The sequence below is a fragment of the Methyloterricola oryzae genome (assembly GCF_000934725.1).
GTDB lineage: Bacteria > Pseudomonadota > Gammaproteobacteria > Methylococcales > Methylococcaceae > Methyloterricola > Methyloterricola oryzae.
In genome coordinates, this window is the sequence record NZ_JYNS01000018.1 from 56,120 (window position 1) to 71,455 (window position 15,336).

14 protein-coding genes and 1 tRNA gene are annotated in these 15,336 nt (G+C 56.1%); 5 read left to right on the forward strand and 10 right to left on the reverse strand.

Going from position 1 to position 15,336, the window contains the following annotated elements:
* Window positions 1-51: 51 nt before the first annotated feature.
* On the reverse strand, window positions 52-1,215 hold the full coding sequence (locus EK23_RS24615) for a YkgJ family cysteine cluster protein (protein WP_327037069.1): 1,164 nt from the start codon (window positions 1,213-1,215) through the stop codon (window positions 52-54).
* A gap of 96 nt (window positions 1,216-1,311) precedes the next feature.
* Here EK23_RS24615 and EK23_RS18140 point away from each other — a divergent pair, with 96 nt between their 5' ends.
* Both EK23_RS18140 and EK23_RS18145 read left to right on the forward strand, forming a co-directional pair.
* The gene (locus EK23_RS18140) at window positions 1,312-1,944 is read left to right on the forward strand and encodes a DUF2076 domain-containing protein (protein ID WP_045226809.1); all 633 of its coding nucleotides are present in this window, start codon (window positions 1,312-1,314) and stop codon (window positions 1,942-1,944) included.
* A 168-nt stretch (window positions 1,945-2,112) separates the two neighbouring features.
* Entirely contained in the window at window positions 2,113-2,802 is a 690-nt protein-coding gene (locus EK23_RS18145) for a hypothetical protein (RefSeq protein WP_052808326.1), read from the forward strand.
* 8 nt (window positions 2,803-2,810) lie between these two features.
* On the opposite strand, the gene nhaD is transcribed toward EK23_RS18145, so the two are convergent.
* Entirely contained in the window at window positions 2,811-4,214 is a 1,404-nt protein-coding gene (gene nhaD, locus EK23_RS18150) for a sodium:proton antiporter NhaD (protein WP_045226832.1), read from the reverse strand.
* 354 nt (window positions 4,215-4,568) lie between these two features.
* Here nhaD and EK23_RS18155 point away from each other — a divergent pair, with 354 nt between their 5' ends.
* On the forward strand, window positions 4,569-6,449 hold the full coding sequence (locus tag EK23_RS18155) for a potassium transporter Kup (RefSeq protein WP_045226811.1): 1,881 nt from the start codon (window positions 4,569-4,571) through the stop codon (window positions 6,447-6,449).
* Window positions 6,450-6,601: 152 nt separating this feature from the next.
* Here EK23_RS18155 and secF read toward each other — a convergent pair whose 3' ends face one another.
* The 6 genes from secF to secG all read right to left on the reverse strand — a co-directional run bounded on the left by secF (window position 6,602) and on the right by secG (window position 11,558).
* A complete protein-coding gene (gene secF / locus EK23_RS18160; RefSeq protein ID WP_045226812.1) occupies window positions 6,602-7,534 on the reverse strand; it encodes a protein translocase subunit SecF in 933 nt (310 codons plus the stop codon).
* A 29-nt stretch (window positions 7,535-7,563) separates the two neighbouring features.
* A complete protein-coding gene (secD, locus tag EK23_RS18165; protein ID WP_045226813.1) occupies window positions 7,564-9,411 on the reverse strand; it encodes a protein translocase subunit SecD in 1,848 nt (615 codons plus the stop codon).
* Between the two features lie 59 nt (window positions 9,412-9,470).
* Complete coding sequence (gene yajC, locus EK23_RS18170) at window positions 9,471-9,821, reverse strand: preprotein translocase subunit YajC (protein ID WP_200892187.1); 351 nt, start codon at window positions 9,819-9,821, stop codon at window positions 9,471-9,473.
* Between the two features lie 40 nt (window positions 9,822-9,861).
* The gene (gene tgt / locus EK23_RS18175; RefSeq protein WP_045226815.1) at window positions 9,862-10,974 is read right to left on the reverse strand and encodes a tRNA guanosine(34) transglycosylase Tgt; all 1,113 of its coding nucleotides are present in this window, start codon (window positions 10,972-10,974) and stop codon (window positions 9,862-9,864) included.
* Window positions 10,975-11,081: 107 nt separating this feature from the next.
* Window positions 11,082-11,166: transfer RNA gene (locus EK23_RS18180), tRNA-Leu, on the reverse strand.
* A gap of 23 nt (window positions 11,167-11,189) precedes the next feature.
* Window positions 11,190-11,558 (reverse strand): preprotein translocase subunit SecG, encoded by a 369-nt coding sequence (secG, locus tag EK23_RS18185; RefSeq protein ID WP_045226816.1) that lies wholly within the window; start codon window positions 11,556-11,558, stop codon window positions 11,190-11,192.
* A gap of 310 nt (window positions 11,559-11,868) precedes the next feature.
* On the opposite strand from secG, the gene EK23_RS18190 reads away from it, so the two are divergent.
* Both EK23_RS18190 and EK23_RS18195 read left to right on the forward strand, forming a co-directional pair.
* A complete protein-coding gene (locus EK23_RS18190) occupies window positions 11,869-12,705 on the forward strand; it encodes an HDOD domain-containing protein (protein WP_045226817.1) in 837 nt (278 codons plus the stop codon).
* Between the two features lie 95 nt (window positions 12,706-12,800).
* A complete protein-coding gene (locus EK23_RS18195; protein ID WP_045226818.1) occupies window positions 12,801-13,067 on the forward strand; it encodes a hypothetical protein in 267 nt (88 codons plus the stop codon).
* A 140-nt stretch (window positions 13,068-13,207) separates the two neighbouring features.
* Here the strand turns inward: EK23_RS18195 and amoB are convergent, their stop codons facing one another.
* Together amoB and amoA are read right to left on the reverse strand one after the other, a co-directional pair.
* Window positions 13,208-14,452 (reverse strand): bacterial ammonia monooxygenase, subunit AmoB, encoded by a 1,245-nt coding sequence (gene amoB, locus EK23_RS18200; RefSeq protein WP_045226819.1) that lies wholly within the window; start codon window positions 14,450-14,452, stop codon window positions 13,208-13,210.
* 129 nt (window positions 14,453-14,581) lie between these two features.
* Window positions 14,582-15,325, reverse strand: coding sequence for a bacterial ammonia monooxygenase, subunit AmoA (gene amoA / locus EK23_RS18205; RefSeq protein ID WP_045226820.1), 744 nt, complete (start codon window positions 15,323-15,325; stop codon window positions 14,582-14,584).
* Window positions 15,326-15,336 lie beyond the last annotated feature (11 nt).

Genomic DNA, 15,336 nt, shown 5'->3' on the forward strand with positions numbered 1-15,336 from the left:
AAGGGTATTCTGGATCGGGCATCAGCATGTCTGCCGCATTCTGGCTCTGCATCAAAGGGAAAGCCCAACTTTTCTCCTTGCCGTCAGACAATGGTCGCCGCCGAGTTCAAATTCTCGACAGGTCTTGGGTCTGTCCTCGTAAACGGAACACCAGTATCCATCGTTTTTCTCCCGCCCGCCCGAAAGGGCCGCACATCGCCCGTCCACTCGCTTGACTCTGAGTGACCTCGCCCCAGCGGTTTCAACCAGCAACGGGTGACGCCTGACCAAGACTTCTCTGCGCCCCACATCAACGGCGTCGTAGGCCTCACGGCAACAGGCTCCGCAAGTTTCGCAGGCAAGATCAGCCCTCGCTTCCCAGCGCGCGCAGGCCGGCATTTCCGGAGAAATGGGGGCTGTTCCTGGATGGCGGCAGCGCGTACGGCCCCGTTTGTGGTAACTCCAGGCGCAACCGCCACACCGCTCTTGGCCATGCCAGGGCGCGACAAATGAATGACCCGCCGCATGCATTGCGGGAACAGGCCTTACCGTGCCATACAATGAAGGCAGAGCCAAAGTCTTCGTCACTGGCACCGAAGTTCCGTCCGCTACCGAATTAACGGCCGCCAATACCCGCGCGGTGGCCTCGAAAGCCTGCGTGAGAGGAACCTGCCAGCGCGGGAGCGAAGCGCGCCACGCGGCGGTCCGGGCCGCAACACAGCTTGGCTCGTATCGAGCCACGGGGAAAGACGGCTGGAAGGGATCCTCGGCCATGGTATTCCAGAATTTCACACGGAAATCAGTCGTGGGAGCGAAGAACTCGCGCAATCCCCAAGCTGCAGTCAAATAGGCCTGCAACCGCAGACATGCATGCTCATGCCAGGTGTCACGACCGGAGGTGTTGTCGAGTCCCCAATCTGGCTGACATTCACCCGCCTCGCCCTCCACCAGTGCATGACAGAGCTCGTGCAGTATCATCTGTGCCAACGAGTCGTCCGGATCGAGGATATCGTCTGTCCCAAGGTAGATCGTACCCTCACCGTCCGTAGCGGCGTAGAGATCGCGGGATCTGGCTATTCGGAATCCGACCGCACTTGCGCATGCTGTCCAGATGCGAGCCAGCGGGTCCTCATAGCGATGATGTGGTTTTCGTATAAATTCGGTCATTTGTGCCCTAAACGAACTGTCTAACCCTGGGGAGCTACGCTTCAAAACCGCGCCACGGAAGCTAGCCATGGCTCAGCTTTCGCCAAGCGAGCTACATAGCCCACTTGATTTTTCCTACCAATGACGCCACATTGCAGCAGTCCTTGAACCACTGAGATCTTCTTTATGAATCTGCAGGAACGCGAACAACTGTCGAATTTTTTGAATCAGCTCGAGCGCGCCAGCGTCCCGGAGAAAGTTGCAGAAGCCGACGCCATGATTCATCAGGCGGTCACCCGCCAGCCGGATGCCGCCTACCTGTTGGTACAACGCAGCCTCTTGCTGGAACAGGCTCTCAATGCCGCTAAGTCACAAATCGCCGCCTTGCAGCGGCAATTGCAAGAATCCAAAGACGGATTTCTCGCTGCGAATCCGTGGACGCAGCCTCAGCAAACGACTCAGCTTCCGGGCGCTGTGCCTGGCGCGCAAAACTACCAAATGCCCCGAAGCGCGACGGCAACTGCCGCCGTAAACCCGGTTGGACAGAGTTTCCTCGGGAGCATGGCGAGTACCGCAGCCGGTGTCGTCGCTGGCTCCTTTCTGTTTCAGGGACTGGAAAGCCTTTTGGGGCACCATTCGCCATTGGGTGGTTCGGGCTCCGAAACCTTCAATGACCACCCTACCGAGCAGACCGTGATCAACAATTATTACGGATCGGAATCACAATCCGACTGGAACCGCGAAGATTCGTCCGATCCCTTTCTTTCCAGCGACGACAGCTTTTCCTCAGATGACAGCGACGATTCTACCTGGGTGTAGCCGTACGCTGGGCGTTCCGATACATTTTACGCCCGCACGCGTCCGTTCAATGGGTCGCCTCTGAACATGGCAGCCTCCTCTGACAGATGCCGTATCATGCCTAGGTCAATTCGGCTAGTTGCGCTGCTTTTGTTGGCGACTGCTCTGAGCGGCTGCGTATGGCTACGTATGTTGGAACTGAAATCACAACTGAGCCAATTCGATGAAAATTTCAAAGTGAATGCCGGGCAGCATTTCACCCTTAATTTTCTGCATCCGGTACTCTACAGCGATGATTATCTGACTCTGGCGAAAGTAGAGCCCAGTTCAAAAGCCACTGAGAATGGCGGGGCTGAATGGAGGCAGGTCTTTCACAAGCTCAACGCCAAAGGCCAGCAGGAGACCGGTCGCGATGTTGTGTTCACCTTGCGATTCAACCGCAAGGATCGCCTGGAAAGCTGGGAATTCTCGCCCACTTTCATGGCCATGATTCCGCCACGTTTTCTTGAGGCGTCTTTGCGCTCCCTGGGCAAAGGGAACGTCGACCAGGGCAAACAGCGACTGCGGGTCAATCCGGAAGATCTGCCAAAAGTGGATGCCAAGCGTCCCACGCGCGAAGAAATCGTCGCCAGCCTTGGCGAACCCTCCGAAAAAACCATGGAGAATGGACTGAAGCTGCACATCTATCGTTTCCAAACGGAAACGGCGTCCACCGATTCCGGTTATGAAGACCGCCGCAATGCCTCGGCCAAGTTATTTTATGACCCCAAAACCCACGAACTCCAGAAGGTGACTGCTCGCTTCCTGGGATTAAAGTTCTCCGTGGATTTTCGCAAGTTCATCCAACTTGAGGCTTTGGGGAAAAACGATGCCACCTAGTTCGATCCTTAAAAGTACCGCCCATTGATCAGGAAATGGGTGGCGATGCTGGCGATGTAGCCTAGAGCAATCACAGGCGCCCACTTGAGATGCGACATAAAGGAGTAGGCGCCTTTAGTCTGTCCCAGCAGCCCGACCCCGGCAGCCGACCCGATCGCGAGTAGGCTGCCGCCTACCCCAGCCGTCAAGGTCACCAGCAGCCACTGACCCTCGGAGATTGCCGGCGCCATCGTCAGCACGGCGAACATGATGGTGCCATTGTCGATGAATGCCGAAATGATGCCAACCAGGATGTTGGCAACGGTCGGATCAAGATCGGTATACAGGAAATTGGAAGCCAGCGTCAGGTAGCCCATGAAGCTCAGGCCTCCGACGCCTGTCATCACGCCGTAGAAATAAAGTAAGGTGTCCCATTCCAGGCGCGAAACGTTATGAAATACGTCGAAGTGCTGTTTTGTCTCGATGAGGGCATCGTAAGGCGCTGCAGCGCTGTCTTCCGCGTCCACATCACGTTGCTCTTTGACCTGCCCGCCCCGTTCGACGCGCACTTTATACAGGTGAAAAAAGAAAAAGCTCAGATACGTGAGACCCGCCAGCATGCCGGCAGCGGGAGGCAGCCCGAGAAAATTCTCAAAGCACACGGACGTGACGATGGTAAGCAGGAACAGCACGATGATTCCTTTAGCCCCGTGCCGCATGGGTTGAGGCTTGCCCGCCGATCCAGGTTTTTCCTTGGGTACCCAGAAGTGCATGATCGCAGCCGGAACCAAGAAGTTCACAATAGAAGGAATCAACAAACTAAAGAAATGTGCAAAAGGCACTACGCCGCTTTGCCAGACCAATAGCGTCGTGATGTCGCCAAAAGGGCTGAATGAACCACCCGCATTGGTGGCAACCACGATGTTCACGCATGCGATGGTGACGAACCGACGATTCTTCTTTGCCATCGCCATGATCACAGCCCCCATCAGCAAGGCTGTTGTCAAATTATTACAGACCGAGGAAAGGAAGAACGACTGAACACCAGTGATCCAGAACAACTTGCGGTACCCGAAGCCCTTGCTGAGTAGCCATATGCGCAAGTTCTCGAAGACGCCACGTTGTTCCATGGCATTCAGGTATGTCATCGAAACCAGGATGAAGAGGAAAAGCTCGGCGTAACCTTCCAAAGTAACCCGAAAAGCCTTTCCAGATTCCTCCTGCATTCCCTTCGAAACATACACGACCGCGATCAGCACCCAGATGACACTGGCAGCAAACACCATAGGTTTGGACTTGCGCAGCATGGTGGCGTCTTCTAGCATCGCCAGCACATAAGCGATGGCGAACACTGCCAGCGCCGCATAGCCCACCCAATGATCGGTTAGGTCAAACGGCACGAAGCCACTGGGTTCAACCGCCCATAAATCCATCGGGAATAGCAGGGACGCAATGGACCAGAAGACCATCCACTTCAAATGCATTTTCGCAATCACCTTTCGTTTCAAATTTCAAGAAATCGCGCAGACGGTTTTATGCGAACACAAGCCGTCGCCAGCACTATCCAAACCCTTCATCGCTTGCCAATCGATAAGGTTGCCATAAATCTTGCCGTGCAATCCGCGGTCAAGGGTGAAAATTTAGGCAACGCTAACCGGGAGGCGTGGAACCCATTGTGATTCCTGTATACCATACGCGCCTTGGCTAACGCACGAATGGAGCATTTCCACATTGACACACACCCTGTCACATTCGGGCTCGAGTTACAGCACTGACCGTGGAGCGCCATGAAGCCCACCCGCGAAAGCAAGAAGACCAGCCTAATTCCGCTATGCATCAGCGCAATCGGCGTTGTATATGGCGATGTAGGCACCAGTCCGCTCTACACCATGAAAGAAATCTTCAATGAGAGCTATGGACTAACTCCGGACACCGGCACCGTCTACGGAGCGATTTCCCTCATCTTCTGGTCACTGATCCTGGTCATTTGCCTCAAGTACATTGTATTCGTCATGCGGGCCGACAACCGGGGCGAGGGTGGCATCATGGCATTGATGGCCCTGGCGCTGCGCAACCGCCACCGCTCGCAGCAGCGTGCAGTGATTACCACGCTGGGTTTGTTCGGTGCGGCGCTGTTTTACGGGGACGGCATCATTACGCCGGCCATTTCGGTACTGAGCGCAGCCGAGGGCCTGGAAGTCGCCGCACCGGCCTTGCATCCATACGTGCTTCCTCTGGCCGTGGGCGTACTCACAGCTCTCTTCTTGTTCCAGAAGAAAGGCACGGAACGAGTCGGCACCTTCTTCGGTCCGGTCATGATGATCTGGTTCCTTTGCCTGTCCCTACTCGGGGCGCGCGGTCTGCTGGAGAACCCCGGGGTAGTCGAAGCCCTCAATCCGAAATTTGGCTTTGACTTCTTTCTGGAGAATCGGTGGCACGGCTTCCTCGCCCTGGGCGCCGTCGTCCTCGCACTGACCGGCGCGGAAGCGCTGTATGCCGACATGGGGCACTTTGGTAGAAGACCCATCCAAATTACCTGGCTGGTCTTTGTAATGCCTGCCCTCCTTCTAAACTACCTAGGCCAGGCAGCCCTTATTCTCAAGAACCCGGCAGCAATCAAAAATCCATTCTTTCTGCTGGCGCCGGACTGGGCCTTGCTGCCGTTGATCGCCCTCTCCACGGCCGCCACCGTGATCGCATCCCAAGCCGTCATTTCGGGCGCATTTTCCATCACACGCCAAGCGGTGCAACTGGACTATATACCCCGCCAGCGCTTCGTACACACCTCCGCCTCCGAGATGGGCCAGGTCTATGCGCCCGCGGTCAACAAATTTTTGCTGATCGCCGTCCTGGGCCTGGTATTGAGCTTTCAATCGTCCACCGAACTGGCGTCCGCTTATGGATTCGCGGTCACGGGCACCATGGCCATCGATACCAGCCTCGCCTTCATCGTCGCCTTGGACGTCTGGAAATGGTCAACGCGCATCGCCGGAATGTTTCTTGCGGTATTTCTTAGCGTGGACTTGGCCTTCCTGGCGGCTAATGCCATCAAGGTGCTGGAAGGCGGATGGTTTCCGCTTCTGATCGGAGCGTTTCTGTTCGTGCTGATGACAACCTGGAAGAAGGGCCGGCAGGCTCTGATTTGGCACCTTCAAAGGAATTCAGTTTCTCTCACACAATTCTTGCGCGATATCCAGGCTTCCCCCGTGCCCCGCGTCCCTGGAACGGCGATATTCCTGTATAGCCGACACATCAGCATGCCCTACGCCCTATTGCAGAATGTGGAGTACAACCAGATCCTGCATGAAAGAGTCATCCTCCTCACCGTGATGACAGATGACATTCCCTATGTTCAAGCGGAAGAGCGACTGGAGATAGAAGACCTGGGACAGAACTTCTTCAGGATCACGGTACATTTTGGGTTCACCCAAACCCCCAATGTTGCGCATGCACTAGGACTGGCGTCGACCTTCGGCCTGGAATTGGACCTACCGCGGACCCTCTTCTATTTGGGACGTGAAACCCTGATCCCTTCGGACAACCCGGCACTCAACGCCTGGCAGGAACGGATATTCATCTTCATGTTCCGAAACGCTTCCAACCCGATCACCTTCTTTGCAATCCCGACCAATCGGGCAGTGGAGATTGGCACCTTGGTAGAAATCTGACGACAGAGGCTCTGAGCATCACGACTCCCCCGCGGTCCCTGGAACTCACTGCATATTGACGTCCGTGCATGAAAAGGGCCGCTTATGCGGCCTTTTCAAATTGCCTGGTACCGCCCCGCACGTCACGCGATATCGCTGCTTCCAGCGGGCGTTTAGGGACGATCGTCGGTAACCCCTTCCTTAACCACCGGCATAAGGTCTTTCCTGGACACGCCCAGCCACAGCACGATGGGGCTTGCCACCAGAACTGACGAATAAATACCGAAGACGATGCCGATGGTGAGGGCAAGGGCAAAGTTGTGCAAAGCCTCGCCGCCGAAGAAAAACATCGCCAGCACCATCAACTGTGTCATGGAGTGGGTGATGATGGTGCGCGACATGGTCGCGGTGATGGCGTTATCGATAACTTCGGGAACCGTCGCCTTACGCATTTTGCGGAAGTTCTCGCGTACCCGATCGAACACAACCACCGATTCGTTCACCGAATAGCCCAGGATCGCCAGCACTGCCGCCAGCACCGACAGGGTAAATTCCCATTGAAAGAACGCGAACATACCCAATATGATGACGATATCGTGCATGTTCGCGATGATGGCCGCCACGGCGAACCGCCATTCAAAGCGCATGGCCAAGTAGATCATGATGCCGGCAGCTACCAGAAGCAGAGCAAGCGCACCACTCTCAAACAGATCCTTGCCTACCTGTGGCCCGACAAACTCAACCCGGCGCAATTCAACCCCAGGGTCCGATGACTTCAGTGCAGCAAAAATCTGATCGCTCAGTTTGGCACTGCTCACATCCGGATTGAGCGGCAAGCGGATCAGTACATCACGCGTGCTTCCGAAGTTCTGTACCGAGGATTCCGCTATGCCCTGAGACTCGATTATCTCGCGAATGGCCTGAGTATCCGCCGGTTTGTCATAACTGACTTCGATCTGGACACCCCCGGTAAAATCCAGTCCCAGGTTCAGGCCACGCACAGACAGCGCCAGAACAGCCAGAATGAAGGTCAGCAAGGAAATGGTGGTCGTGATACGACCGTAGCGCATGAAAGGGATATCGCGCTTGATCTTGAAAAATTCCATTCGGGGATCCTCGAAAAACTTTGCGGCGGTCAGATTGCGAGCTTGGTGAGCTTGCGCTGCCAACCGTAGGTCAGGTTCACCAGCATCCGGGATACGAGCACGGCACTGAACATGGATGTCAGAATACCGATGCACAAAACCAGGGCGAAACCGCGGATTGGACCTGAACCCAGAAGGAACAGGGCCACACCCGCAATCAAGGTGGTGATATTGGTGTCCAGGATCGTTGCAAAGGCGCGATCATAGCCAAGAAAAATGGCGGCGGCCGGCGATACACCGTTGCGAAGCTCCTCGCGTATACGTTCGTTAATCAGTACATTGGCGTCGATGGCCATACCTACGGTGAGCGCGATACCCGCCATGCCCGGCAGGGTCAGGGTCGCTTGCAGCATGGAAAGAACGGCGACCAGCAACACCACGTTCATGCCCAGGGCCACGATGGAAAACACCCCGAACACGCGGTAATACATGATCATGAACGCCGCGATGGCGAGGAAGCCGTAGACATTGGAATGAATGCCCTTCTGGATGTTGTCCTTACCCATGCTGGGACCAACGGTGCGCTCCTCCACGATGTCCATGGGTGCGACCAGTGCGCCCGCCCGCAGTAGCAGCGCCAGATTGCGCGCTTCGTTCGTGCTATCCAGGCCGGTGATCTGAAAACGCTTGCTGAAACGGTCGCGGATTGTGGCTACGTTGATCACCTCTTCCACTTTACGCTTGGTGGTGATCTTCTTGCCGTTGACCTCCTTGGTCTCGGACTTGTTTTCGATGAACACTACGGCCATGGCCTTGCCGATATTGTCCTTGGTGGTATCCGCCATCTTCTTGGCGCCAGTGCTGTTCAAATTGATGAACACTGCCGCAGAGCCGGATTGCGAATCCAGCCCCGACGAGGCATCCACCACCTGGTCGCCCGTGACGATGATCTTGCGCTGCAACAGAACCGGGCGGCCACCACGGTCATAGTAAAGTCTTGAATTCAATGGAACCTTGCCGTCAGTTGGAACGGCATGTTCGGAATCAACGAGCCTAAACTCTAGCGTGGCCGTGGCGCCAAGGATCTCCTTCGCCCGTGCCGTGTCCTGAACACCCGGCAACTGGACCACGATGCGATCCTCGCCCTGGCGCTGAATCACCGGCTCCGCGACGCCCAACTCGTTGACGCGGTTCTGCAGGGTCGTGATGTTCTGCGCAACGGCAAACTTACGGACCTCCCGAATCTCCGGCTCCGACATCTTGGCCTTCAGCAGGTTGGCGCTGGGATCGGTGTCAAGCTGCAGGCCGCGCAGTTCCTTTTTGACGACGTCCTTGCCTTGTCCCAACGTGCCTGCGTCCTGAAACTTGACCTCGATGTAGTTGTTGGTCCGCTCCACCGACAAATAGCGGACTTTACTCTCTCTCAAGACTGCGCGGATGTCCTCAGCGTAGCGCTCCTCAGCCTGCTTGACAGCCGCATCCATGTCCACCTGAAGCAGAAAGTGGACACCGCCGCGCAAGTCCAGACCCAGGTACATGGGCTGGGCATTGATGGCTCTTAGCCAGGCAGGGGTCGCCGGCGCGAGATTGAGCGCGATCGTGTAATTGTTACCCATCGCACCTTTCAGCACGTCTTCCGCCTTCAGCTGTCCGTCCGTGTCGCTGAAACGGACTAGGAGCCTATCGTTCGTCAGTTCGATGGACTTTGGCTTAACCCCGGCATCGGCAAGCAACTTCTCGACCTGCACCACGGTGGCCTGCTCCAGTTTGACGGTCCGATTCGGCGATAGCTGAACCGAAGGATCCTCGCCGAACAGATTGGGAGAGGAATAAATCACCGCCAAGGCCAGAATGGCCAGGATAAGCAGGTTTTTCCAAACGGGATAGCGGTTTCGCATTGTTGACTGCCTGTGCTACGGAATTCGTATCGTGTTTGCGCGACGGTGGAGGGGACTGCCTAGGCCGCCTTTTCTACCTTTTTCTTGGTCTTGTAAGTGCCCTTGGGCATCAAGGACGCGATCGCGTGGCGCTGAACGTGGATGAACACGTTCTCGCTCACTTCCAACTGCACGAAGTTGTCATCGAGATCAACAACCTTGCCCAGAACGCCGCCGTTCGTAACCACCTCGTTTCCTTTGGAAATTGAGGCAACTAATTTCTTGTGTTCACGTCCACGTTTGTGTTGTGGCCAAACGAACAGGAAAAAGAACACCGTCAGAATGGCGATTGGAAAGATCAGGCCAGCAAGACCCGGATCCTGTGCCGCAGGCGCGGCCTGCGCGTAAGCATCGGAGATAAAAAAGCTCATGAGCACATTCTCATTCTGGTTCACTTAAAGCCGGGCATTATTACACAATCCCAGTGGATTTGCTGCGCTGGCTGTAAAAGCGCGTGACGAACGTGTCCAGCTCGCCACCCGCGATAGCCTCCCTGAGGCCATGCATCAACTGCTGGTAGTAATACAAGTTATGTATCGTGTTGAGCCGGGCCCCCAACATTTCGCGACACTTATCCAGGTGTTTCAGGTAGGCGCGGCTGTAATGCCGGCAGGTATAGCAACTGCAGGCTTCATCCAGGGGCCGGGTATCGTTCTGATATTGGCTGTTACGAATGCGGATATCGCCGTTTTGAGTAAAAAGGTGTCCATTGCGCGCATTGCGGGTGGGCATCACGCAGTCGAACATGTCGATACCACAGCAAACGGCCTCCACGATATCTTCGGGAGTTCCCACCCCCATGAGATAGCGCGGCCTGTCAGCGGGCAGCTGCGGAACCAGAGCCCTCAACACCCGCTGGCGATCGTCCTTGGGTTCGCCCACCGACAGCCCACCGATCGCGTACCCGTCAAATCCAATCTGCTGCAGGGACTCCGCGGATGTCTCACGCAGATCCTCATAGACGCCGCCTTGGACGATGCCAAACAGTGCCGCTGGATTGTCTCCATGAGCATGCTTGCTGCGCTCGGCCCACCTAAGCGAAAGCTCCATGGAGGTTTTTGCTTCCTCATGTGTCGCAGGATACGGGGTGCATTCGTCAAAGATCATGACAACATCGGAACCCAAGGCCCGCTGAACCGCCATTGATTCCTCGGGGCCCATGAAAACAAGGCTGCCATCGACCGGGGACCGGAAACGGACCCCGGCTTCCGTGATCTTGCGCATCGCGCCCAGGCTGAAGACCTGGAAACCACCCGAATCCGTCAAAATAGGCCGACTCCAGTGCATGAAATCGTGCAGGTCGCCATGCGCGCGGATTACCTCGGTGCCCGGTCGCAACATGAGGTGAAATGTATTACCGAGGATGATTTCCGCGCCGAGCGACTCCAGTTCCTCCGCCGTCATGGCCTTGACGGTGCCATAGGTGCCGACCGGCATAAATGCAGGGGTTGCCACAACTCCCCGCGCAAAGCGCAATTCACCACGCCGGGCGCGGCCGTCCACATGGTGCAGGAAGAACTCCATAACGGAACAGTAACTGGATTGAGATTTGGCTTGGAACGGAAAACGGCCCGTCACACTCGGTGCGCGGGCCGCGATGGATGCGATGCGTGGTTCTCGCTATCGCCAATTGGTGCCGATGGTCGGATTTGAACCGACACGACTTTCGTCACCACCCCCTCAAGATGGCGTGTCTACCAATTTCACCACATCGGCTCGAATAATCGAAAGCGTCCTGTTTATTGCGGAGCCTGAGGAACGTCGCTCTTTTGCTCTGGCAATTCTTGGGCTTTGTTGGCCGCAGGCGCTGCCGGCGGCAAATCCTGTGGTGCCGCGCTCGACGCAGGAGCTTCCATCAGGTCATCCGCCTTATTATCCTGATTGTCTCCAACGTAAGCAAGCAGAAGACTCGAGGTAAAAAAGACAGCGGCTAGAATGGCGGTGGTTCGCGAGAGAAAAGAAGCCGACCCGCGGGCACCGAAAACCGTATTGGATGCCCCGCCGCCAAAACCGGCCCCGGCATCCGCGCCGCGCCCTTGTTGCAGCATGACCAGACCGATGATCCCAAGTGCGATCAGAACGTGAAGCACTGTCAAAGCTTGATACATATACCACCTAAAAAATGAAATACCATGCGGCCGTTATTCATGAGTAGACCGCGCTACCCAATGGCCGCGCACATCGACGATCGGCAAGTTTCCAATCATCGCAAATCCGGTTGACATCGCTACGTGGCAGCCAACAGACATTCGAGAGACCCGCTCGCCTGAACCCGCACAATGTTGATTTAGCCTGATAGTTTACTCTGCCGCCGGCATTGAATAAAGACTCTTCATTCTGTGTCCGCCTGCCTTCCCTACGGGCTGTGTCCCTTGCTGCTATGCTTGCAATAACATCGGCAGCAGTTCCTATTACACAATGACTCACCAGGCTAAAGATCCGGCCTTGGATTTTGCATTGCGCGGCATCGTTTTCCCGCCGCAGCCGCATTTGATTGCGCCAATCATGGCCGAAATGTCAAAAGCGGAACCCGATCTGAAAGCGATCGCGCTCCTCATAAGTGGCGACGTAACCCTGGCGTCCTCGTTGCTAAAGATGGTGAACTCGCCGTTTTACGGCCTCAGCCGTAAAGTCACCTCCGTGGAAGAAGCCATCGTCATGGTTGGCATCCGTAAGACCCTGCATATGGTAAGGGCGCTGTCACTCTCCCGCAGCTTCAAACCTATGCCTGGCATGGAAGGCTTTTGGGAAGATACTGCGCGCAATGCGACATTTGCGCTCATGCTAGCCGGGGAATTGGGCCTCGACGGGGATCTTTCCTTTCTTATGGGCCTTTTTCATGATAGCGGCATCTTGTTGTTGATGCAGCAGCAGTCCGACTACCTCCAGGTGTTTCGGCAAAGTATCGAGTCTTCCGATTTCAGCCTCGCCGACTTGGAATACCAATGCTACAACACCGACCACGCGCGCGTTGGTAGTGTATTTGCGCGCTATTGGTATTTGCCTGAAAACATTGTCAGGGCCATCGAGAACCACCACAGCCCCGACGCATTCACCGCTTTCACGGATCGTGAAATCGGTAATCTGATCGCCATCACCGTGTTGGCGGAAGATGTCAACGCCGAATTTTTGTGTCAGCCGAATTTCAATTGGGAGCGCATGGGGCAAGCGGCCCTTTCGCACCTCCTCGTTGAAGCTTCCGCCTGGCCCCCGCTGCGTGCCGACACCGTAGCTCGGTTCAGTAAGGAACTGTAAGGTCGTGGGGCGATAATCAGGAATAACTTGCCCATGGGTCGGCAAAGCCGTATCGTCAGATTTCCTTCATTATGGATCTACAAGGAGTTTCTGCGATGAAAGCAACCCTACTCGCCTCGTCCGTGCTGGCGGCTCTGGCTGTATCCTTTCCAGTAATGGCAGGCAAGACCTACCAAGTGACGGGTCCGATCTTGGACATAACGGACAGCGCTATCGTAATTCAGAAAGGCAAGGAAAAATGGGAAATAGCCAAGGCCGGCAATACCACCGTGAAAGGCGATCTGCAGAAGGGGGGCAAGGCCACCGTGGAATACACGATGTCAGCTACCACCATTGAGGTAAAGCCAGCCAAGGCTAAGTAATACCTCGGTGAATTACCGCAGTTTGCGGCGTCCGTGAAGCCAATTAAAAAAGCCCCTGATGGAAAATCCACCAGGGGCTTTTGACCATTAGGCCAATTGCTTCTTGAGCCGCCGCTCTTGCGGCGGCGGCTCAACCCGCCTTACATGAAGGACGGGATCAGCGGAGCGTCGACCTGTACGATCTGACGGGTGCCAGCTGCGTCGAAGAAGAACAGCAGACCAGCAAAACGGCTGTCCGGATCGTAGATGATGTCGGCCAGACGATAGACTTCCCAAGCGGCGTCAGAAGCCTGTACTTCCACGGTGCGGGTCTCGCCCGGAGCCAGCGGAGAGTTGTCAGACACGCTCAGACCGTCTTCAGCCAGCAGGTCTTCCGGATAGCCAGAGGTGTCTTTGTAGACGCTGGAATCCAGGAAACGCACGGAAGCGGTGTAGAACTCACCCAGACGCACGGCGCTGCTGCCATTGTTGGTGATGGTCAGCTTCATGCGCATGGCGCGGCCAGGCACACGGTAGCTTGCATCTTCAACTTTAACAGCGATGGTCGGCTTCTTGTCCTCGATCGGAACCATGCCGCGCATCGTACCAGCCTGCAGCGGAATGGTGATCGGGTACTTGCTGTTGGCTGCGCTCATGGACATGACCACGATCAGGATGGTCGCGGCACCAAAGGCCATCGCCACCTTGCGGTCGGTGCCAGAGATCAGCTCGTCAGCGCGGCCAGCGTCAGCCAGCAGGATACGCGGCAGGAATACCGGACGACGGATCCAGTACACGATCCAAGCGACACCAAACACGGCCCAGAACACGTGCCAGAAGGCAATGTTGCTCTCGCCGTAGGTCTCCAGATCAACCGTCTGACCGGTCAGGGTGGTCACCGGGTTCTTGAAGTCGCTCATAGAACCGTCGATGGTGATCCACTTGCCGGGGCCGATGATCGGACCACCGCCTTCGACGTTCATCATGGTGTGAACGTGCCAGTCGCCAGGACGACGAGCCTTCAGAACCACCTTGAACTCGTAGGTCTTGCCGATTTCCAGACGGACGGAACGCGGCACCAGCTGCCCACCGATGTAGGACTCCTTGCGGATGAACACAGGACCCGGGATACCAATGTTGAGGAACGCAACATTCGGCTCACGGACGGTTTCCGGCCAACCTTCGAACACGTGGAACTTACCCGTGATCTCCACGGTATCGTTGACCTTCACCTTCTCCTTCGACCAGCTCAGATCGAACCAGTGGATGGTACGCATACGCATGAACGCAGCCTGGGACTTTTCGCCGTGGGCCGAAGCGCTCGGTGCGTAGAAGCTGGTCGCTGCAAATGCCAGCAGCAGACCAACCAAGGACCAGTGCGCGATCCTGTCTCTGATTACTTTCATAGTTCCTCCTCTTTCGAGAATGTTCATTTTTCGCCGCTCCACCCCCAATAGGGCTCACGGCATTGTCTTTTTTTCGTCTACTCGCCCCGAAGCGGCTCACCGCTCCGGCGCGTGCATCCCACTACTCGCTTAGCTCTGCTTCAGGAAGCGGACCGAGGAGAACCAACGGCCAACAAAGTGCCAGATGAAGTAGATCAGGATGGACATGAACGCGGAGAAGAACGCAGACACCGGCGCAACGTCCTTACCGAAGGTACGCAGGGTGCCCTTCTCTACCATACGGATGTACTCGGGGGTGCCGGTACGTACATAGTGGTAGCCCAACAGGTCAGCAACCGACATCAGCATGCCGTTGTACTCTACCGGTACGTGGTACGGCGCAATCACCGGCCAGTTGCCCGGGTAGAAGATCAGACCCCAGCCCATTGCACCCACGATCGCGGTGAACAGGTAGCTGCCGCTCAGCATCAGAGCCACATCCAGCAGGATGGCGCCCGGAACGATCTGAGACGGGAATACCAGGGTGATCGGGAAATAGGTCCAACCCCAGAAGTTGAAGTAGCGGTTGACCCACTCACCAAACAGCAGACCCAGGACGCACACGGTGGCGCCCCAAGGCAGACGATAACGCTCCCACAGGAACGCCTGAACAGCAGCCGGGAAAGTCACCAGCACGATCGGAACCACCGTCACCCACAGACGACGATCCTTCCAGTCAACCCAGAAGTCCCAGTCACCCATCGTGAGCATCGCGTGAATGTGGTAGGAACCTACCAGTACCATGAAAATAATCCACAGACCAAAGTAATCAACGGTCCGAGAGACTTGTACTGCTTCGGCGTGTGACCGAACCGCAGACTGAAGTGCGCTCATGAGTTACCTCC

What these genes read in the sequence shown, in the direction of transcription:
- nhaD (WP_045226832.1), bottom strand. Translation starts at nt 4,214, where the DNA reads ATGGATTTATGGGCGGTTGAACCCAGTGGCTTCGTGCCGTTTGACCTA.
- EK23_RS24615 (WP_327037069.1), bottom strand. Translation starts at nt 1,215, where the DNA reads ATGGCTAGCTTCCGTGGCGCGGTTTTGAAGCGTAGCTCCCCAGGGTTA.
- yajC (WP_200892187.1), bottom strand. Translation starts at nt 9,821, where the DNA reads ATGAGCTTTTTTATCTCCGATGCTTACGCGCAGGCCGCGCCTGCGGCA.
- secG (WP_045226816.1), bottom strand. Translation starts at nt 11,558, where the DNA reads ATGTATCAAGCTTTGACAGTGCTTCACGTTCTGATCGCACTTGGGATC.
- EK23_RS18190 (WP_045226817.1), top strand. Translation starts at nt 11,869, where the DNA reads ATGACTCACCAGGCTAAAGATCCGGCCTTGGATTTTGCATTGCGCGGC.
- secF (WP_045226812.1), bottom strand. Translation starts at nt 7,534, where the DNA reads ATGGAATTTTTCAAGATCAAGCGCGATATCCCTTTCATGCGCTACGGT.
- secD (WP_045226813.1), bottom strand. Translation starts at nt 9,411, where the DNA reads ATGCGAAACCGCTATCCCGTTTGGAAAAACCTGCTTATCCTGGCCATT.
- EK23_RS18195 (WP_045226818.1), top strand. Translation starts at nt 12,801, where the DNA reads ATGAAAGCAACCCTACTCGCCTCGTCCGTGCTGGCGGCTCTGGCTGTA.
- EK23_RS18155 (WP_045226811.1), top strand. Translation starts at nt 4,569, where the DNA reads ATGAAGCCCACCCGCGAAAGCAAGAAGACCAGCCTAATTCCGCTATGC.
- amoB (WP_045226819.1), bottom strand. Translation starts at nt 14,452, where the DNA reads ATGAAAGTAATCAGAGACAGGATCGCGCACTGGTCCTTGGTTGGTCTG.
- EK23_RS18140 (WP_045226809.1), top strand. Translation starts at nt 1,312, where the DNA reads ATGAATCTGCAGGAACGCGAACAACTGTCGAATTTTTTGAATCAGCTC.
- EK23_RS18145 (WP_052808326.1), top strand. Translation starts at nt 2,113, where the DNA reads ATGTTGGAACTGAAATCACAACTGAGCCAATTCGATGAAAATTTCAAA.
- amoA (WP_045226820.1), bottom strand. Translation starts at nt 15,325, where the DNA reads ATGAGCGCACTTCAGTCTGCGGTTCGGTCACACGCCGAAGCAGTACAA.
- tgt (WP_045226815.1), bottom strand. Translation starts at nt 10,974, where the DNA reads ATGGAGTTCTTCCTGCACCATGTGGACGGCCGCGCCCGGCGTGGTGAA.